The organism is Streptomyces sp. NPDC048383 (assembly GCF_040651775.1).
GTDB lineage: Bacteria > Actinomycetota > Actinomycetes > Streptomycetales > Streptomycetaceae > Streptomyces.
Genome location: NZ_JBEZKS010000028.1, coordinates 39,622 through 57,610, shown reverse-complemented (window position 1 = coordinate 57,610; position 17,989 = coordinate 39,622). Strand labels below are relative to the sequence as shown.

Annotated in this window: 16 protein-coding genes and 1 tRNA gene; 5 read left to right on the top strand and 12 right to left on the bottom strand. The window is 71.8% G+C overall.

Features of this window, described 5'->3' with window-relative positions:
- Positions 1-54 precede the first annotated feature (54 nt).
- From AB0D46_RS20260 to AB0D46_RS20245, 4 genes are all read right to left on the bottom strand, one after another.
- Positions 55-127 (bottom strand) — tRNA-His (locus tag AB0D46_RS20260).
- A gap of 94 nt (positions 128-221) precedes the next feature.
- Positions 222-824: an oligoribonuclease gene (gene orn / locus AB0D46_RS20255; RefSeq protein ID WP_362879180.1), complete on the bottom strand. Its 603-nt coding sequence runs from the start codon at positions 822-824 to the stop codon at positions 222-224.
- Between the two features lie 84 nt (positions 825-908).
- Positions 909-2,081 (bottom strand): helix-turn-helix domain-containing protein, encoded by a 1,173-nt coding sequence (locus AB0D46_RS20250; RefSeq protein ID WP_362879179.1) that lies wholly within the window; start codon positions 2,079-2,081, stop codon positions 909-911.
- Between the two features lie 376 nt (positions 2,082-2,457).
- Positions 2,458-2,796 (bottom strand): hypothetical protein, encoded by a 339-nt coding sequence (locus AB0D46_RS20245; RefSeq protein WP_362879242.1) that lies wholly within the window; start codon positions 2,794-2,796, stop codon positions 2,458-2,460.
- A 411-nt stretch (positions 2,797-3,207) separates the two neighbouring features.
- On the opposite strand from AB0D46_RS20245, the gene AB0D46_RS20240 reads away from it, so the two are divergent.
- On the top strand, positions 3,208-3,738 hold the full coding sequence (locus AB0D46_RS20240) for a universal stress protein (RefSeq protein WP_362879177.1): 531 nt from the start codon (positions 3,208-3,210) through the stop codon (positions 3,736-3,738).
- Between the two features lie 99 nt (positions 3,739-3,837).
- Complete coding sequence (locus AB0D46_RS20235; protein WP_362879175.1) at positions 3,838-4,407, top strand: GPR1/FUN34/YaaH family transporter; 570 nt, start codon at positions 3,838-3,840, stop codon at positions 4,405-4,407.
- A 74-nt stretch (positions 4,408-4,481) separates the two neighbouring features.
- Here AB0D46_RS20235 and glmS read toward each other — a convergent pair whose 3' ends face one another.
- From glmS to AB0D46_RS20220, 3 genes are all read right to left on the bottom strand, one after another.
- The gene (gene glmS, locus AB0D46_RS20230; protein ID WP_362879173.1) at positions 4,482-6,299 is read right to left on the bottom strand and encodes a glutamine--fructose-6-phosphate transaminase (isomerizing); all 1,818 of its coding nucleotides are present in this window, start codon (positions 6,297-6,299) and stop codon (positions 4,482-4,484) included.
- A 35-nt stretch (positions 6,300-6,334) separates the two neighbouring features.
- Positions 6,335-6,610: a hypothetical protein gene (locus AB0D46_RS20225; RefSeq protein WP_362879172.1), complete on the bottom strand. Its 276-nt coding sequence runs from the start codon at positions 6,608-6,610 to the stop codon at positions 6,335-6,337.
- Positions 6,611-6,717: 107 nt separating this feature from the next.
- Positions 6,718-7,653 carry a DUF4429 domain-containing protein gene (locus tag AB0D46_RS20220; RefSeq protein WP_362879170.1) on the bottom strand — a complete coding sequence of 312 codons (936 nt, stop codon included), beginning with the start codon at positions 7,651-7,653 and terminating at the stop codon, positions 6,718-6,720.
- Between the two features lie 53 nt (positions 7,654-7,706).
- Here AB0D46_RS20220 and AB0D46_RS20215 point away from each other — a divergent pair, with 53 nt between their 5' ends.
- Positions 7,707-9,287: a beta-N-acetylhexosaminidase gene (locus tag AB0D46_RS20215; protein ID WP_362879169.1), complete on the top strand. Its 1,581-nt coding sequence runs from the start codon at positions 7,707-7,709 to the stop codon at positions 9,285-9,287.
- A 224-nt stretch (positions 9,288-9,511) separates the two neighbouring features.
- On the opposite strand, the gene AB0D46_RS20210 is transcribed toward AB0D46_RS20215, so the two are convergent.
- From AB0D46_RS20210 to AB0D46_RS20190, 5 genes are all read right to left on the bottom strand, one after another.
- Entirely contained in the window at positions 9,512-10,546 is a 1,035-nt protein-coding gene (locus AB0D46_RS20210; protein WP_362879167.1) for an ABC transporter substrate-binding protein, read from the bottom strand.
- A gap of 147 nt (positions 10,547-10,693) precedes the next feature.
- Positions 10,694-11,857: an acyl-CoA dehydrogenase family protein gene (locus AB0D46_RS20205; RefSeq protein WP_362879165.1), complete on the bottom strand. Its 1,164-nt coding sequence runs from the start codon at positions 11,855-11,857 to the stop codon at positions 10,694-10,696.
- A 7-nt stretch (positions 11,858-11,864) separates the two neighbouring features.
- Entirely contained in the window at positions 11,865-12,800 is a 936-nt protein-coding gene (locus tag AB0D46_RS20200) for a hydroxymethylglutaryl-CoA lyase (protein WP_362879163.1), read from the bottom strand.
- Positions 12,797-14,812 carry a biotin carboxylase N-terminal domain-containing protein gene (locus AB0D46_RS20195; protein WP_362879162.1) on the bottom strand — a complete coding sequence of 672 codons (2,016 nt, stop codon included), beginning with the start codon at positions 14,810-14,812 and terminating at the stop codon, positions 12,797-12,799. The genes AB0D46_RS20200 and AB0D46_RS20195 overlap by 4 nt, the downstream gene beginning before the upstream one ends.
- 16 nt (positions 14,813-14,828) lie before the next feature.
- Complete coding sequence (locus AB0D46_RS20190; protein ID WP_362879160.1) at positions 14,829-16,445, bottom strand: carboxyl transferase domain-containing protein; 1,617 nt, start codon at positions 16,443-16,445, stop codon at positions 14,829-14,831.
- 98 nt (positions 16,446-16,543) lie between these two features.
- Between AB0D46_RS20190 and AB0D46_RS20185 the strand changes: the two genes are divergently transcribed.
- Both AB0D46_RS20185 and AB0D46_RS20180 read left to right on the top strand, forming a co-directional pair.
- Positions 16,544-17,122 (top strand): TetR/AcrR family transcriptional regulator, encoded by a 579-nt coding sequence (locus tag AB0D46_RS20185; protein WP_362879159.1) that lies wholly within the window; start codon positions 16,544-16,546, stop codon positions 17,120-17,122.
- A 56-nt stretch (positions 17,123-17,178) separates the two neighbouring features.
- The gene (locus tag AB0D46_RS20180; protein ID WP_362879157.1) at positions 17,179-17,985 is read left to right on the top strand and encodes a phosphatase; all 807 of its coding nucleotides are present in this window, start codon (positions 17,179-17,181) and stop codon (positions 17,983-17,985) included.
- Positions 17,986-17,989: the final 4 nt, after the last annotated feature.

Below are 17,989 nucleotides of genomic sequence, written 5' to 3'. Positions count from 1 at the left end.
GCCGGACATGCGAAAGGCCCCGGTCCGCTTCCGCGAACCGAGGCCTTCCCGCAGGGTGAGTGACGGGACTTGAACCCGCGGCCACCTGGACCACAACCAGGTGCTCTACCAACTGAGCTACACCCACCATGTCCGGTCGCAGAACGACCGGCCGAAGAAAAGCGTACAGGGTCCGGGAGGGTGCTCGCTCCCCCCTTTGCCCGCGCCCGTCTCCGGAGGTACTACGCGCCCGGCACGACGTGCTTGGCGGCGATGCTCTTGGCCGTGTCCGAGTCCGGTCCGGGTTGCGGCACGAAGACCGCCTCGCGGTAGTACCGCAGCTCGGCGATGGACTCCTTGATGTCCGCGAGCGCCCGGTGGTTGCCGTTCTTCGGCGGGCTGTTGAAGTAGGCCCGCGGGTACCAGCGGCGCGCCAGCTCCTTGACCGAGGACACGTCCACGATCCGGTAGTGCAGGTAGCTCTCCAGTGCGCCCATGTCGCGCAGCAGGAACCCGCGGTCGGTGCCGACGGAGTTGCCGCACAGGGGCGCCTTGCGGGGCTCCTTCACGTGTTCCCGCACGTACGCCAGGACCTGGGCCTCGGCGTCGGCGAGGGTGGTGCCGGCGGCCAGCTCGTCGAGCAGCCCGGAGGAGGTGTGCATCTCGCGCACCACGTCCGGCATGGTTTCCAGGGCCGCGTCCGGCGGGCGGATCACGATGTCCACGCCTTCGCCGAGCACGTTGAGCTCCGAGTCGGTGACCAGTGCGGCCACCTCGATAAGTGCGTCGTCCGTCAACGAGAGCCCGGTCATCTCGCAGTCGATCCACACCATGCGATCGTTCATGCGCCCCACCTTATGCCGAAGGTCCCCCACAACGGTGCTCGGCCGGTGCGGGGGACCTTCGTCGGATGCGGTTCCCGGGGGACGCTACGCGTGCTCGCGCAGCACCCGGCCGGGCGCGTACAGCTCCGTCACGCTCGGACCGGAGGCGGCCAGGGCCGCCGCCGCCCGCTGGGGCTGCGCGGTGCGCTGGTGCGGCACCGGTACGTCGGACAGCTGCGTCACCGGCGTCACGTCGACCTGCGGGCGGCGCGCCCGGTAGGCCGAGCGGTAGGCGGCCGGGGAGGACCCCAGCTGCCGCCGGAAGTGACCGCGCAGCGCGACGGGCGAACGGAACCCGCAGCGCCCGGCGACCTCGTCGACCGAGTAGTCGGAGGTCTCCAGCAGCCGCTGTGCCTGGAGCACCCGCTGGGTGATCAGCCACTGGAGCGGCGCGCTGCCGGTGAGCGAACGGAACCGCCGGTCGAAGGTGCGCCTGCTCATGTAGGCGCGGGCGGCCAGCGTCTCCACGTCGAACTGCTCGTGGAGGTGCTCCAGCGCCCAGGCGACGACCTCGGCCAGCGGGTCGGCGCCGATCTCCTCGGGCAACGACCGGTCGAGGTAGCGTTCCTGGCCACCCGTGCGCCGCGGCGGGACGACGAGCCTGCGGGCCAGGGCCCCGGCCGCCTCGCTGCCGTGATCGGTGCGCACGATGTGCAGGCACAGGTCGATTCCGGCCGCGGTGCCCGCGGACGTGAGCACGTCGCCGTCGTCGACGAACAGCTCGCGCGGATCGACGTGGACGGACGGGTACCGCTTGGCCAGCGTCGGCGCGTACATCCAGTGCGTCGTGGCGGGCCGGCCGTCCAGCAGGCCGGCGGCGGCGAGCACGAAGGCTCCCGTGCACAGACCGACGATCCGGGCCCCCTCCTCGTGCGCCAGACGCAGTGCGTCGAGCGCCTCGGGCGGCGGCGGTGAAGTGATGGAGCGCCAGGCCGGAACGACGACCGTGCCTGCCCGGGCGATCGCCTCCAACCCGTACGGCGCGGTCAGTTCGAGTCCGCCGGTGGTCCGCAGCGGACCGTCCTCCCCGGCGCACACGAGCAGTCGATAGCGTGGAACTCCCGCGTCCTGCCGGTCGATGCCGAACACGGAAAGTGGAATGGAACTCTCGAAGATCGGCCCGCCGCTGAACAGCAGCACCGCGACGATCTCCCTGCGGCGACGCCCCGCGAGTTTCCGCCCCGCGTCCGCGACGACGGCGGTGGAATCCTGGCTCATGGCGCTAAGCCCCCCTTGGGTGTCGCGACTCCTTGGTCTGGTCGCACCTGCACGTTTCCCCTCGGCCTTGCACGTGGATCCCCCGCCGTAAATACATGATCGAATCTACTGCGTCCCGTGGTGTCGGCGTGACAAGTTCAGCACGCAGCGCTATGTCGACTTGGCAACTTGGCGAAAAGCATTCGATCAGGAAGCGTTCCACTCCGCTACCCGGGTGGGAAGCGCCCCGTCCGGCCATGGCCAGTACCCGTAGGGTCGCGACGCCCGCGGGGCTCTGTAGTCGCTGGTGGTAGGGGGGTTGGGGGGACATTCCGGCAAGGGGGGCACCCGGTCGGGAAGTTGGCTGAAAACAACCGGGTGTGTACGTGCGAACCGGTCAGTCGTGAGGGGACAGCGGTCCGGAACCGTGGCAACCGCGGTGCGAGCCGCCCCCCGTACGCGAGTGCCGACCGCGGTGCCCGGACCCGAGCGGCTCCTCCGCGAGCACCCGGGCGGCGGCCCGCTCGGCCTTCTCGGAGTACCGCAACAGCACCCGGCAGGCGGCGGTGACGGCCGCCAACCCCAGGGTCGCGACGGCCGCCCCGCCGTAGGAGGTGCCGTAGACGACGAGGACGACGGGCACGAGCAGGCAGCTGAAGGCGGCCCAACGGACCACGTCACCGGCCGGGTCGTCATCATGAGGCGCCCTGGCGGATGGCACGGACGGGTGAAGCAGGGGATGCGCGGAGGAGGGGGACGGAGGGGCGGACGGGGTGGACTGCGTCGGCTGAGCTGGCTGGACGGGGTGAACCGGATGGCCGGGCACGGCGTACTCCCTGCGGGCTCTTCCTGGACGGTCGGACGCCTGTCCAACGCCCGCGACAGCGCTCGGTCACTGTGTGCGGGGGTGACGGAGAGGTCGTTCGTCACTGCCTGTAGGGGACAGCGGCCATTGCCAAGGCGCCGGACCTCCGTCATGCTCCCTGGGACGCTCTCCAAGGGTGGCATGCCCCGTGCCAGGACAGGAGTGTCGCCGTACCCTGGTGGGTAAGGGCCCGGGAAGATGCTTCCCGGACAAAACCCCGTCACACTGCGTCGCCGAAATCGTCCCTGTCGCTTCCCCCGAGGATCCTTCGCCGAGACATCCATGGCCGGTCACGAATTCTCCGAACCCGCGGACCGCAAGCGCAAACCCCTCGCCGACTCCGGTTCGGCCGACCTGCGCGCGGTGGAACAGACGCGCCACCCCTGCGACCCTGCCTTCCGGCACGGGGTGGTGGTGGGCTTCGACGGCTCCACGTCCAGTGAGCGGGCCCTCGCGTACGCCATCGGGATGGCCCGGCGATCCGGTTCCGGCCTGATCATCGTGCACGTGGCAAACCGGCTGCCGACCACGGTGTGGGCCGGCTGCGAGCCGCCCGTCTTCGTGGACGTGCCCGACCACCGCACCGAGGTGCTGGGGCTGGAACTGGCCTGCGCCGACTACCTGGCCGAGGTGCCGTGGATCCTGGTCGAGCGGGGCGGGGACATCTGCCACGAGCTGGAGGAGGTCGGCCGGGAATACTCGGCGGACGCCATCGTGGTCGGCTCCACGCACGGGATCGTGGGCCGGATCTTCGGTTCCGTGGCGGGGCGGCTGGCGAAGCGGGCGCAACGACCCGTTGTTGTCATTCCGTAACCCACCGTATGCCGATTGTGCGGTTGTGAACCCCCATGTAAAGGGTAGATAAATGCTGCTGGGACGCAGCAAACAACTGCAGATCGAAGGGAGCCCGCCGTGGACAATGGTGTCTCTGCGGGAAGCACGGCCTCGACCTCGACCCTGGGACACATCGCCCTGGGTCTCACCCTTCTCGCGTTCGGTATCGGCCACACCGGAATCATCGACGGTGTGTCCGCGGCCAACTCCGTGTCGCTCGCCACCTACGTCGGCGGTCTCGCCCTGTTCGTCCTCGGACTCCTGGAGTTCCGCGGCGGCAACGGCTTCAACGGCACGGCGTTCGCGGGCCTCGGCGCCTTCTGGTTCACCTGGGCCGCCGGAGCCGACGGAAAGGTTTCGGCGGATGCCGCCGGATCGTTCCTCGTCCTGTTCGCCCTGCTCGGCCTGACCCTCACCGTGGGGGCCGCGAGCGGGCTCTTCGGCCAGGGCGTGTACGGCCTCTTCACGCTCTCCCTGTTGCTGCTCGCGATAGGCGCCTTCGCCGACAGCGGCGTCCTCGCCAAGGCGGCGGGCTGGGTCGCGGCGGTCGCCGGACTGCTCTCCTGGTACGGGGCCACGGCGGTCCTGGCGCACTGGCCGATGGCGTTCGGCCGGTCCTCGCGCCGCGGCGCGGTCGCCGCGGGCTGAGGCGCGGTAGGGGAGCGGACGCGGAACGGCCCCCCGGGGGATCCCGGGGGGCCGTTCCCATGTGCGCGGTCCGGCTACTCGACGGTGACCGACTTCGCCAGGTTGCGCGGCTTGTCGATGTCCCGGCCGAGGGCCAGGGCGGTGTGGTACGCCAGCAGCTGGAGCGGGATGCCCATCAGGATGGGGTCCAGCTCGTCCTCGTTCTTGGGGACGAGGAGGGTGTGGTCGGCCTTCTCCTGCTCCCGGTGGGCGACCGCGAGGATGCGGCCGCTGCGGGCCTTGATCTCCTCCAGCGCGGCACGGTTCTTCTCCAGCAGGTCGTCGTCCGGGACGATCGCGACCGTCGGCATCGCCGGCTCGATGAGGGCGAGCGGGCCGTGCTTGAGCTCGGAGGCCGGGTAGGCCTCGGCGTGGATGTAGGAGATCTCCTTGAGCTTGAGGGAGGCCTCCAGTGCCACCGGGTAGCCGCGGACGCGACCGATGAACATCATCGACTTGGCCTCGGCGTATTCGGCGGCCAGCTTCTTGATGTCCTCTTCGCCGTCCAGGATCTCCTGGATCTGCGCGGGCAGCTTGCGCAGGCCCTCGATGATCCGCTTGCCGTCGGTGACGGAGAGGTCCCGGATCCGGCCGAGGTGCACGGCGAGCAGCGCGAACGCGACGACCGTGTTGGTGAAGCACTTCGTGGACACGACGCAGACCTCGGGGCCGGCGTGCACGTACACGCCGCCGTCGGCCTCGCGGGCGATGGCGGAACCGACCACGTTCACCACGCCGAGGACACGGGCGCCCTTGCGCTTGAGCTCCTGGACGGCCGCGAGCACGTCGTACGTCTCACCGGACTGGGAGACGGCGATGTACAGGGTGTCGGGGTCCACGACCGGGTTGCGGTAGCGGAACTCGGAGGCCGGCTCGGCGTCGGCGGGGATCCGGGCCATGCTCTCGATGAGGCCGGCGCCGATGAGGCCCGCGTGGTAGGAGGTGCCACAGCCCAGGATCTTGACCCGGCGGATGCCGCGCGCCTCGCGCGGGTCCAGGTTCAGGCCGCCCAGGTGCACCGTGTTGAAGCGGTCGTCGATCCGGCCGCGCAGCACGCGGTCGACCGCGTCGGGCTGCTCGGAGATCTCCTTGTGCATGTAGGTGTCGTGGCCGCCCATGTCGTAGGAGGCGGCCTCCCACTCCACGGTCTCGGGCGTGGCGGTGGTCGTCGTACCGCTCGTGGTGTACGTACGGAAGTCGTCGGCCTTCAGGGTGGCCATCTCGCCGTCGCCGAGGGTGACGACCTGGCGGGTGTGGGCGACCAGGGCGGCGACGTCGGAGGCGACGAACATCTCCTTCTCGCCGATGCCGAGGACGACCGGGGAGCCGTTGCGGGCGACCACGATGCGGTCGGCGAAGTCGGCGTGCATCACGGCGATGCCGTAGGTGCCGTCGACGACCTTGAGGGCCTCGCGGACCTTCTCCTCCAGCGTCTCGGCCTGCGAGCGGGCGATCAGGTGGACGAGGACCTCGGTGTCGGTCTCCGAGACGAAGACGACGCCCTCGGCCTCCAGCTTGGCGCGCAGCTCCGAGGCGTTGTCGACGATGCCGTTGTGGACGACCGCCACCTTGTTCTCGGCGTCCAGGTGCGGATGCGAGTTGATGTCGCTCGGCGCGCCGTGGGTGGCCCAACGGGTGTGCGCGATGCCCGTGGTGCCGGCGAAGCGCTTGGGGACGCGGGATTCCAGCTCACGGACGCGGCCCTTGGCCTTGACGACCTTCAGGGCCGCCGACTTCGGGCTGTTGACGACGATGCCCGCCGAGTCGTAGCCGCGGTACTCCAGCCGCTGGAGACCCTCCAGCAGCAGCGGTGCCACGTCGCGCTTGCCGATGTAACCCACGATTCCGCACATACGGTATTGCCCCTCCTGAAGTTCGGTTGTCGTGCTCAGCCGTAGACGATGCGGCGCAACTGCCGGAGGGACAGCTCCGGGGGCGCCACGGCACGGTGCGGCAGTTCTGCCGCGATCCGCTCGAAGATCTCGGCGTTGACCGCGCCGGCGGACTGCAGTTCGCGGTGGCGGCGCCGGACGAACTCCTCGGTCGTCTCGTCGAAGTAGGCGAGTACGTCGAGCACCACCCGGGCGGCCTCACCGCGCTGCAGCGCGGTGCTGCGCACCAGGTGGTCGACGAGGTCGTCATGCGACGGGCGGCGGTCGAGCACTCGTAGATATTGACGGGCGAACGGGCGGAACGCAAAGATCCTGCCCGGAATCGGGCAGGATCTCGCTGGTCTGGACCAGAGGAATGGGTGATTCCGGCTCGGGTCGGTCAGAAGCGGCGCAAAATCGCCGCTTTCGCCAGGGTGAACTCCTCGGCGGTCAGGATGCCCGTCGTGTGCAGTTCGCCCAGCTCGCGCAGGCGGCGCAACAGGGAGTCCTGATCGTCGCTCGCCGGGGCCGGGGCCGGGGCCGGGGCCGGGGTCGGGGTTGGAGCCGAGGCCGGCGCCGGCGTCGCGGTCGGCGCGGGGAGGGCGGCCGGGCCGGGGGCGGCCGCCGCGGAGGTCGCCGCCGGGTGGGGCATCCGTACGGCGACCGCGGCCGCGGCCAGCGCCATCAGCGGGTCCTTCTTCAGCCCGAAGATCTCCACCGTGTACGGGTCGTACTTGCTGGGGCCGGCCGACGGGACGCCCGTCAGGCAGAAGCGCAGCCAGCCGTTCTCCAGTCCCCGCGCGGGCACCCACTCGACCGACCTGAGGTCCGCCGTGCGGAAGGTGCGCGGTCCGCCGGCGGTCTTGGCGTCCTCCGCCGTCCAGCTCCACTTCAAGGTGATCGTGTCCCCGTCGAAGGTCACCGTCCCGTCGCCCGCGCTCACCGAGATCGGTACCGCGGGGCCGGGCATCAGGTAGGCGTGCGACGGTCCGGGGTCGACCTGCTCCAACAGCAGGGAGTTGCGGACCTCGTCGACGAAGTACTCCGCGACCCCGGTGCGGTCCGGCTCCACGGTCAGGCGGTACGGGTCCGAGCTCTCCGGCAGCGTTCCCCCGGTGACCTGGAGGAGCGGGTCCGCGCCGTCACGCAGCCGCAGGCGCAACCGGCCCGCCTTGCGGCCCGGTTCGTGGCTGATCCCCGCTATCGCGCGCAGGGGTACGGTCACCTCGCCGAGGTGTTGGCGCAGCAGGGACACCCCCTTGTCGCGGCCCGGCACGATGCGCACCGCGTCCCCGTCGAAGGTCCACGTACCGTCCTTCTGGATGATTTCCGCCATCCGGCGATTCTCCCATCGCCGGATGCCCGTCGTTCGGTCTATACCTGGGCTGCATGAGAGTCCTGCGACGCACGCTCGGCACCCTCCTCGTCCTCGGCGCGGCCGTCTCCTGCACCGCCGCCCACGGCGACGACGCGAAACCCGGCGGCCCGCGCCCCGCCGCCCTCGCCCCCTACGACCGACTGCTGCCGGCGCCCGCCTCCGCGCGGGCCGAAGGCGCCGGGTACGACTTCGGCGCCGGCACGGTCATCCGTACCGGCGCCGGCTCCGGGGAGGAGGTCCGCCAGGTCGGCGAGCTGCTCGCGGAGCAGCTGCGGGGGCCGAGCGGGCTGCCGCTGCCGGTGGTCGACGGCCAGGAGGGCGACGGGATCCGGCTGCTGCTCGACGAGGGCGCCCGGGAGTTGGGGGCGGAGGGCTACCGGCTGCGGACGACCGCCTCCGGGGTGACGCTGACCGCCCGGACCCCGGCGGGGCTCTTCCGCGGCGGGCAGACGCTGCGTCAGCTGGTGCCGGTGCGCGGGACGGGGAGCGTGCCGGGCGGAACGGTCACGGACGCGCCGAGGTTCGCGTACCGCGGGGCGATGGTCGACGTCGCGCGTCACTTCTTCCCGGTGGAACAGGTGAAGAGGTACGTCGACCAGCTGGCCCAGTACAAGATCAACACGCTGCACGTGCACCTGACCGACGACCAGGGCTGGCGGATCGCGATCGACTCGTGGCCGCGGCTCGCGGAGTACGGCGGCGGCAGCGAGGTCGGCGGCGGCCCCGGGGGCCACTGGACCAAGGAGGAGTACCGGGACCTGGTGGAGTACGCGGCCCGCCGGTACGTGGACGTGGTCCCGGAGATCGACATGCCGGGTCACACGAACGCGGCGCAGGCCTCCTACGCGGAACTGAACTGCGACGGGAAGGCGCGCGAGCGCTACACCGGGGTCAAGGTCGGCTTCAGCTCGCTGTGCGTGGGTCAGGAGCGCACCTATGAGTTCGTGGACCAGGTCCTGGGCGAGATCGCGGAGCTGACCCCGGGGAAGTACCTGCACATCGGGGGCGACGAGGCGCACGCGACGCCGGCCGACGACTACGCGGCCTTCATGGACCGCGCGCAGGAGGTCGTGGCCCGGCACGGGAAGACCGTGGTGGCATGGCACCAGCTCGCGCAGGGGCGGCCGGCGCCGGGCGCGGTGATCCAGTACTGGGGTCACGACCGCACTCCGGCCGCGGAGAGGGCGGCCGTGGTGGCGGCGGCGAAGGCCGGGCATCCGGTGATCCTGTCCCCGGCGGACCGGGCGTACCTGGACATGAAGTACGACACGACGACGAAGCCGGGGCTGGCGTGGGCCGGGTACGTGCCGGTGGAGCGGTCCTACTCCTGGGACCCGGGGAGCTACCTGGCCGGGGCCCCGGAATCCGCCGTCCTCGGCGTGGAGGCGCCGCTGTGGACGGAGACCATCGCCGAGCGGGGCGACTGGGAGCTGATGGCCTTCCCGCGGGTGCTCGGGTTGGCGGAGTTGGGCTGGTCGCCGGCGGGGGCGCTCGGCTGGACCTCGTACCGCGAGCGGCTGGCGGCGCAGGGGCCGCGGTTGGACGCCCAGGAGATCACCTACCACCGGGCGCCGGACGTCCCCTGGTCCTGAGGGACGCATGGGGGCGGGGGAGCCGGGGAGTCCGGGAGTCGCGAGGGAACGAAGCAGGGGCGGGCGATCGAGGGACCGTATCGATCGCCCGCCCGGGCCTGCTCCACCGTCAGGGGCAGGTCCCGTGACGGTGTGTTGCGCTCAGGTCAGCCTCACCTAAGAATCAGGGCACGGGGTGGGCCCGACATCCTTCCTTCCCGGGGCGGTGGCCGGAGCCGGTCGGCTCAGGCCACCTTCTTCGCGTTCTGGATGGCCTTCGCGAGGTCTTCGAGGATCTGGGCGCAGCGGTCGTACGAGTAGATCGGCTCGGTCACGCGCGGGGCGATCTGGCCGGCCTTGACGGCGGGCAGCTCGGCCCAGGTCGGCTTGGCCTTCAGCTGCTCGGGCTGGAGGGCGCTGGTGCGGTTGTCGAGGAGGATCAGGTCGGCCTTGTACTTGCCGGCGTTCTCCCAGCTGAGGCTCTCGAAGAAGCCGCCCTCGACCTTGTCCGGGGTGACGAACTCGACGCCGAGCTGCTCGAAGTACTTGAGGTCGGCGGAGGTCTTCGGGGTGGAGGCGTAGAAGAGGTCGGCGGAGCCGGAGCCGACGAGCACCTTGATGCCCGGGTTGGCCTTGGTGGCCTCGCGGACCTTCGCGGAGGCGGCCTCGAAGCGGGCCTTGGCGTCGACGGTGGTCTTGGTGTTCATGTCGGCGCCCAGCGACTTGGCGAGGTCCGCGGTGCGCTCCAGGGCCTTGTCCAGGGTGGCGTCGCCGCCGACGGAGATCGCGGCGGCCGGGGCCAGCTTGAGGATCTTGTCCTTGGAGGCCTCCGGCACGTACCAGTACGAGCCGTCCCAGGTGTTGGTGACGAGCAGGTCGGGCTGGAGGGCGGCGTACTTCTCGACGTTGAACTCGTCGTAGACGTTGCCGAGGATCTCGACCTTGGATATGTCGAGCGAACCGGCCTGGACGTCGGGCTTGCCGTCGGCGGTCCTCGTGGGGCCGAAGACGCCCTTGACCTGGACGCCGTAGTCGTTGAGCGCGGCGGCCGTGCCGGTGAACGCGACGATGTTCTTCGGCGTGGACTTGGTCGTGACGTCCTTGCCCAGGTCGTCCTTGAAGCTCCACGGGCCCGCGGCGGCGGAGGCCTTGTCCGTGCCCGTACCGTCCTTCGCCGCGTCGGTGCTCCCGCAGGCGGACAGGACCGCGACGAGGCCGAGGGCGCCACCGGCGGCGATGAGGCCGCGGCGGGAGAGGGGGGAGGTCCGGGGCTTGGGCATGTCGAAGTCCGCTTTCGTGCGTGGGTGCGAGGTGACCACAGGGCCGTTCGCCAGGAAGGTTAGCCTAACCTTTGCTGGAAGCGCGAAGACGGCCTTGCGGGACGGGGACCGGGCGGGCGGACCCGCCGCCCGGCCCCCGTCACGCCGCTACTGGCCCCCGAAGCCCAACTCGCGGGCGATGAGCATGCGCTGGACCTCGCTGGTGCCCTCGCCGATCTCCAGGATCTTGGAGTCGCGCCACATCCGGGCCACCGGGTACTCGTTCATGAACCCGTACCCGCCGTGGATCTGCGTGGCGTCGCGGGCGTTGTCGACGGCGACGGTCGAGGAGTACAGCTTCGCGATCGCCGCCTCCTTCTTGAAGGGCTCGCCCGCCACCAGCCGCGAGGCCGCGTCGCGCCAGCCGATCCGCGCCATGTGGGCGCGCGTCTCCATGTTCGCCAGCTTGAACTGGATGGCCTGGTTGTCACCGATGGCCTTGCCGAAGGCGTGCCGCTCCTTCGCGTACTTCACCGACTCGTCCACGCAGCCCTGCGCGAGGCCGGTCGCGAGCGCCGAGATGGCGATGCGGCCCTCGTCGAGGATCCGCAGGAACTGCGCGTAGCCGCGGCCCTCCTGGCCGACCAGGTTGGCCAGCGGTACCCGTACGTCGCTGAAGGACAGCTCGCGGGTGTCGGAGGAGTTCCAGCCCACCTTGGAGTACGGCGCCGCCACCGTGAAGCCCGGGGTGCCGGACGGGACGATGATCGAGGAGATCTCCGGGCGGCCGTCGGCCTTGCGGCCCGTCACGGCGGTGACGGTGACCAGACCGGTGATGTCCGTACCGGAGTTGGTGATGAAGCACTTCGAACCGTTGATGACCCACTCGTCGCCGTCGCGCACGGCGGTGGTGCGGGTGCCGCCGGCGTCGCTGCCGGCGCCGGGCTCGGTCAGGCCGAAGGCGCCGAGGACCTCACCGGAGCACATCTTCGGCAGCCACTGCCGCTTCTGCTCCTCCGTACCGAACAGGTACAGCGGCATGGCGCCCAGGGAGACGCCGGCCTCCAGGGTGATGGCGACCGAGGAGTCGACGCGGGCCAGCTCCTCCAGGGCGATGCCGAGGGCGAGGTAGTCGCCGCCCATGCCGCCGTACTCCTCGGGGAAGGGCAGGCCGAACAGGCCCATGCGGCCCATCTCGGCGACGATCTCGTACGGGAACTCGTGCCGCTCGTACAGGTCGCCGATCTTCGGGGCGACGACGTCGTGGGCGAACTGCTCCACCGTGCGGCGGAGTTCCTCGTGCTCGGGGGTGAGCCGGTGGTCGAGGGGCATGGGGTGACTACTCCTTGTGGGAGAGGGCGCGGACGGTACGGGAGGGGCTGGGTCGGCCCAGTTGTTCGGCCATCCACACGCTCGTGGCGGTGAGGGCGGCCAGGTCGACTCCGGTCTCGATGCCGAGGCCGTCGAGCATCCACACCAGGTCCTCGGTGGCGAGGTTGCCGGTGGCGCTCCTGGCGTACGGGCAGCCGCCGAGGCCGCCCGCGGAGGCGTCGACCGTCGTCACGCCGTGCTGGAGCGCGGCGAGGGTGTTCGACAGGGCCTGGCCGTAGGTGTCGTGGAAGTGCACGCCGATCCGGTCGGTGGCCACGCCCCGCCCGTTCAACTCGGCCAGCAGGACCTGGACGTGGCCCGGCGTGGCGACGCCGATGGTGTCGCCGAGGCTCAACTCGTCGCAGCCGAGGTCGAGGAGGGCCTTGGCGACCCCCACCACCTGTTCGACCGGTACCGCGCCCTCCCACGGGTCGCCGAAGCACATCGACAGGTAGCCCCGGACGTGCGCCCCCTCCTGCTTGGCGCGGGCCACGACGGGCTCGAACATGGCCAGGGACTCGGCGACCGTACGGTTCAGGTTCCGCGCGGCGAAGGTCTCCGTCGCCGAGCCGAACACCGCGATCCGGTCGGCCCCGAGGGCGAGCGCCCGGTCCAGGCCGCGCTCGTTGGGGACCAGGACCGGCAGCGCCGCCCCGACGTCGGCGAGCAGCGGGAACAGCCGCTCGGCGTCCGCGAGCTGCGGCACCCACTTCGGGTGGACGAAGCTGGTGGCCTCGATGGTGGTGAGGCCGGCGGCCGCCAGGCGGTGGACGAACTCCGCCTTCACCTCGGTGGGCACGGCCGTCTTCTCGTTCTGGAGCCCGTCGCGCGCGCCGACCTCGTGGATCCGCACCCGCGCGGGCAGCCCGGCCGGGGCCGGGACGGTCATCGGCAGCCCGTTCATTCGCCGGCCTCCTCGTCGGCGGTGACCACGGCCAGGACCTGGTCCATGGCCACCGTGCTGCCGGGCGCGACGTCGAGTTCGGTGACGGTGCCGGCGTGCGGGGCGGAGATGACGTGCTCCATCTTCATGGCCTCCACCACGAGCAGGCTCTGACCCGCGACGACCTTGTCCCCGACGGCGACCTTGACGACGGTCACCGTGCCGGGCATCGGCGCGGCCAGGGTGTCGGCGCCGCCGCGCGTCCCGCCGCGCAGGTTCGCCTCGACGGGGTCGTGCCGCTGGAGGTGCCAGGAGTCGCCCGCCCGGCCCAGCCAGGTGCCCTCGGGGGACGGAGCGCAGCTGAACGTGTGGGTGACGCCGTCCAGTTCGACGGTCACCCGGTCCGCGGCGCGGGCCACGATCCGGCCGTGGCCCGGGGTGGCGGCGGCGCCGTCGGGGGTGGGCGTCAGCAGGTCGGTGCCCGCCCCGGACGGGCGGGTGCGGACCTCGACCGGGTCCTGGCCCGGGAGCCGGAAGTGGTGCACCGTCCAGGCCGGGGTGCCGCCCAGGCGCCAACCGTCGGCGCCGTCGAACGGGTCGACCCAGCCCGGCGTCCGCGCCGGACGGGCGGTCGCCAGCAGGGCCGCCGCCGCGTACACCTCCGGGGGGACGCCGTCGGGCAGCAGTTCGGCGAGGTCCCGCTCGACCAGGCCGGTGTCCAGGTTCCCCGCGACCACGTCGGGGTGGGCCAGGAGCCGGCGCAGGAACCCCGTGTTCGTCTGGACGCCCAGGATCACGGTGTCCGCCAGCGCCCCGCGCAGCACCCGCAGGGCGGTGGCCCGGTCCGGGCCGTACGCGATCACCTTGGACAGCATCGGGTCGTAGGTGGAGCCGGTGTCGACGCCCGCCGTCAGACCCGAGTCGGTGCGCACCGCGCCGCCCGACGGCTCGGACAGGGCCAGGACCGTACCGCCGGAGGGCAGGAACCCGCGGGCAGGGTCCTCGGCGCAGACGCGGGCCTCGATCGCGTGCCCGGTCAGCGTCACGTCGGCCTGACCGAAGCCCAGTTCGGCGCCGGAGGCGACCCGCAGCTGCTGCTCGACCAGGTCCAGGCCGGTGATCAGCTCCGTCACCGGGTGCTCGACCTGGAGGCGGGTGTTCATCTCCATGAAGTAGTACGAGGACGGGTCCTCGCCGGGGACGATGAACTCCACGGTGCCCGCGCCGACGTACCCGCACGAGCGGGCCGCCTCCACGGCCGCCGCGCCCATCGCCGCCCGCGTCGCCTCGTCCAGGAAGACCGAGGGGGCCTCCTCGATCACCTTCTGGTGGCGCCGCTGGAGGGAGCACTCGCGCTCGCCCAGGTGCACCACGTTCCCGTGGGCGTCGGCCAGGACCTGGATCTCGATGTGCCGGGGCCGGTCGATCCACCGCTCCACGAGCAGGGTGTCGTCACCGAACGAGGACTTCGCCTCGCGCCGGGCCGCCGCGATCTCCTCGGCCAGCACGGCCTCGTCGCGGACCAGCCGCATGCCCTTGCCGCCGCCGCCCGCCGAGGGCTTGAGCAGGACGGGCATGGCGATCTTTCGCGCCGCGTCGACGAGTTCCTCGTCGGTCAGGCCGCTGCCGGAGGACCCGGGGACCACCGGGACGCCGGCCGCCCGCACCGTCTCCTTGGCGCGGATCTTGTCGCCCATCAGGGAGATCGCCGAGGCCGGCGGGCCGATGAAGGCCAGCCCCGCCTCCGCGCAGGCCCGGGCGAAGGCCGCGTTCTCGGCGAGGAAGCCGTAGCCGGGGTGGACGGCCTCGGCGCCCGTGCGGCGCGCCGCGTCGAGCAGCCGCTCCACGGACAGGTAGCTCTCGGCGGCCGCCGCCGGGCCGATCCGGACGGCCGTGTCGGCCTCCCGCACGTGCCGGGCGTCGGCGTCGGCGTCGCTGAAGACGGCCACGGAGCGCACGCCGAGCTCCCGCAGGGTGCGGATGACCCGGACCGCGATCTCGCCCCGGTTCGCGACCAGAACAGTGCTGAACATCAGTGAGGTCCTCACGTCACATACGGAAGATGCCGAAGCCCGACTCGCCCAGGGGGGCGTTCGCGCACGCGGTCAGGGCCAGTCCCAGCACCTGCCGGGTCTCCATCGGGTCGATGACCCCGTCGTCCCACAGCCGGGCCGTGGCGTAGTACGCGCTGCCCTGCTCCTCGTACTGCGCGCGGACCGGGGCCTTGAAGGCCTCCTCGTCCTCGGCGGGCCACTCCCGGCCGGCGCCCTCGATCTGGTCCCGCTTGACGGTGGCCAGCACCGAGGCGGCCTGCTCGCCGCCCATCACCGAGATCTTCGCGTTGGGCCACATCCACAGGAAGCGCGGCGAGTAGGCCCGCCCGCACATCGAGTAGTTGCCCGCGCCGTACGATCCGCCGACGACCACGGTCAGCTTCGGGACCCTGGTGCAGGCGACGGCCGTGACCATCTTGGCGCCGTGCTTGGCGATGCCACCGGCCTCGTAGTCCCGGCCGACCATGAAGCCGGAGATGTTCTGGAGGAACAGCAGCGGGATGCCGCGCTGGTCGCACAGCTCGATGAAGTGGGCACCCTTCTGGGCGGACTCGGAGAACAGGATGCCGTTGTTGGCGATGATCCCGACCGGGTGCCCGTGGATCCGCGCGAAGCCGGTGACCAGGGTCTGGCCGTACTCGGCCTTGAACTCCTGGAAGCGGGAGCCGTCCACGACGCGCGCGATGATCTCCCGCGCGTCGTACGGGGTGCGGGAGTCGACGGGGACCGCGCCGTACAGCCCGTACGGGTCCACCTTGGGCTCCTCGGGAGCCTCCACCGACCAGGGCAGGGCCCCGCGCTCCGGCAGGGTCGCCACGATGTTCCGGACGATCCGCAGCGCGTGTGCGTCGTCCTCCGCGAGGTGGTCGGTGACGCCGGAGACCCGGGAGTGGACCTCGCCGCCGCCCAACTCCTCGGCGGTGACGACCTCACCGGTCGCGGCCTTCACCAGCGGCGGGCCGCCGAGGAAGATCGTGCCCTGGCCGCGCACGATGACCGCCTCGTCGCTCATCGCCGGGACGTACGCCCCGCCCGCCGTGCAGGACCCGAGGACGGCCGCGATCTGCGGGATCCCGGCCCCCGACATGCGGGCCTGGTTGTAGAAGATCCGGCCGAAGTGCTCCCGGTCGGGGAAGACCTCGTCCTGCATGGGCAGGAAGGCGCCGCCCGAGTCGACCAGGTAGAGGCAGGGGAGACGGTTCTCCAGGGCCACCTCCTGGGCGCGCAGGTGCTTCTTGACGGTCATCGGGTAGTACGTGCCGCCCTTGACGGTGGCGTCGTTCGCGACGATGACGCACTCGCGGCCGCTGACCCGTCCGATGCCGGCGATCACCCCGGCGGCCGGGGCCGCGCCCCCGTACATGCCCTCGGCGGCCAGCGGGGCCAGCTCCAGGAAGGGGGACCCCGGGTCCAGGAGGGTGTCCACGCGGTCGCGGGGCAGGAGCTTGCCGCGCGCGGTGTGGCGGGCGCGGGCCCGCTCGCCACCGCCGAGCCGGGCCGCGTCGAGCCGGGCGCGCAGGCCCTCGGTCAGCTCGCGGTGGGCGGCCTCATTGGTCCGCCAGGCCTCGGACGCCGGGTCCGCGGCGCTCGTCAGCACTGGTGCCTGCTGCATCGGTCGAGCTCCCTTGCTCGGTGCATGCTGTTAGTGAGCGTTAACTCTCTCGCCCTCAGGTTAACGAGCGCTAACGGCCCTGTCTAGAATGGATTCCCATGAGCACCAGAGCGGCCGCCCCGACCCGTCGCGAGCAGATCCTCAGTGAGGCCGCTCGTCTCTTCGCGGAGCGCGGCTTCCACGGCGTGGGCGTGGACGAGATAGGGGCCGCGGTCGGCATCAGCGGCCCCGGCCTGTACCGGCACTTCGCGGGCAAGGACGCCATGCTGGCCGAACTGCTCGTCGGCATCAGCGAACGCCTGCTGACCGGCGGACGGCGGCGCGTCGAGGAGGCCGCCGGGGACCCGGTGGAGCTCCTCGCCTCCCTCGTCGAGGGCCACATCGACTTCGCACTCGACGACCGGGCGCTGATCACCCTCCACGACCGGGAACTGGACCGGCTGCGGGACGCCGACCGCAAGCTCGTGCGCCAGCTCCAGCGCCAGTACGTGGAGCTGTGGGTGGCGGTCGTACGGGAACTGCACCCCCGGGTGGGCGAAGCGGAGGTGCGCGTCTCCGTGCACGCGGTCTTCGGCCTCCTCAACTCCACCCCCCACCTCGCCGCCCTCGGCCGCGACGCCACCGAGTCCCTGCTGCGGCGCATGGCCAACGGCGCCTTCGGGGCGCTGTCGGACTGACCCCGGGTGTCCGACGTCCGGGACGGAGCGGACGGCTCCGGTCCGACGGCGGCAGAATGGGCGCCATGCCGATAGAGACGCCCGTACCCAGCCGCGCCGAACTCGTCGAACACCTGGTCCGCACGCGGATCGCGGGGAAGGTCGCGACCCCGCGCGAGAACAACCTGAGCCACTACCGCAAGCTCGCCAACGGGGACCGCCACTACTGGCTGGGCCTGGAGCTCGGGGACCGCTGGAGCGACGAGCAGGACGTGCTCGCGGTCATGGCCGAGCGCTGCGGAGTCGTGGACGACCCCTCGCACCGCTTCGGCCAGGACACCATCGACCCCGAGCTGACCGTGTCCGGCCTCGAACGGCTCGCCGCCCGCCTGCACAAGGCCGCCCTGGACCGCCAGCGGGTCCTGTTCGCGACCGGCCACCCCGGCGGCCTCCTCGACGTCCACCGCGCCACCGCCGACGCCCTGCGGGCGGCCGGCTGCGAGATCGTCGTCATCCCAAGGGGCCTCACCGCCGACCAGGGCTCCGTGTGGCAGTTCGCGGGCGTCGCCGTGCAGGAGCGCGGGGCCACCCTGTGGCACACCCACTCCCCGGCCCCGATGGCCGCGATCCTCGACGGGCTCGCCGCCGACGGCCGGGACCTGCCCGACCTCGTCGTCGCCGACCACGGCTGGGCGGGCTGCGCGGCCCAGCGCGGCATCGACGCCGCCGGTTACGCCGACTGCAACGACCCGGCGCTCTTCCTCGGCGAGGCCGAGGGCACCCTCCAGGTGGCGGTCCCGCTGGACGACCACGTCCGCGACCCGCGCTTCTACGACCCCATGACGGCCTACCTGCTGGCGGCGGCGGGCCTGCTCGACGCCTGAACCG

Bases quoted from the DNA above. Each gene is read 5' to 3' on its own strand.
- orn (WP_362879180.1), bottom strand. From the start codon at position 824: ATGAACGATCGCATGGTGTGGATCGACTGCGAGATGACCGGGCTCTCG.
- AB0D46_RS20250 (WP_362879179.1), bottom strand. From the start codon at position 2,081: ATGAGCCAGGATTCCACCGCCGTCGTCGCGGACGCGGGGCGGAAACTC.
- AB0D46_RS20240 (WP_362879177.1), top strand. From the start codon at position 3,208: ATGGCCGGTCACGAATTCTCCGAACCCGCGGACCGCAAGCGCAAACCC.
- glmS (WP_362879173.1), bottom strand. From the start codon at position 6,299: ATGTGCGGAATCGTGGGTTACATCGGCAAGCGCGACGTGGCACCGCTG.
- AB0D46_RS20220 (WP_362879170.1), bottom strand. From the start codon at position 7,653: ATGGCGGAAATCATCCAGAAGGACGGTACGTGGACCTTCGACGGGGAC.
- AB0D46_RS20215 (WP_362879169.1), top strand. From the start codon at position 7,707: ATGAGAGTCCTGCGACGCACGCTCGGCACCCTCCTCGTCCTCGGCGCG.
- AB0D46_RS20210 (WP_362879167.1), bottom strand. From the start codon at position 10,546: ATGCCCAAGCCCCGGACCTCCCCCCTCTCCCGCCGCGGCCTCATCGCC.
- AB0D46_RS20205 (WP_362879165.1), bottom strand. From the start codon at position 11,857: ATGCCCCTCGACCACCGGCTCACCCCCGAGCACGAGGAACTCCGCCGC.
- AB0D46_RS20200 (WP_362879163.1), bottom strand. From the start codon at position 12,800: ATGAACGGGCTGCCGATGACCGTCCCGGCCCCGGCCGGGCTGCCCGCG.
- AB0D46_RS20195 (WP_362879162.1), bottom strand. From the start codon at position 14,812: ATGTTCAGCACTGTTCTGGTCGCGAACCGGGGCGAGATCGCGGTCCGG.
- AB0D46_RS20190 (WP_362879160.1), bottom strand. From the start codon at position 16,445: ATGCAGCAGGCACCAGTGCTGACGAGCGCCGCGGACCCGGCGTCCGAG.
- AB0D46_RS20185 (WP_362879159.1), top strand. From the start codon at position 16,544: ATGAGCACCAGAGCGGCCGCCCCGACCCGTCGCGAGCAGATCCTCAGT.
- AB0D46_RS20180 (WP_362879157.1), top strand. From the start codon at position 17,179: ATGGGCGCCATGCCGATAGAGACGCCCGTACCCAGCCGCGCCGAACTC.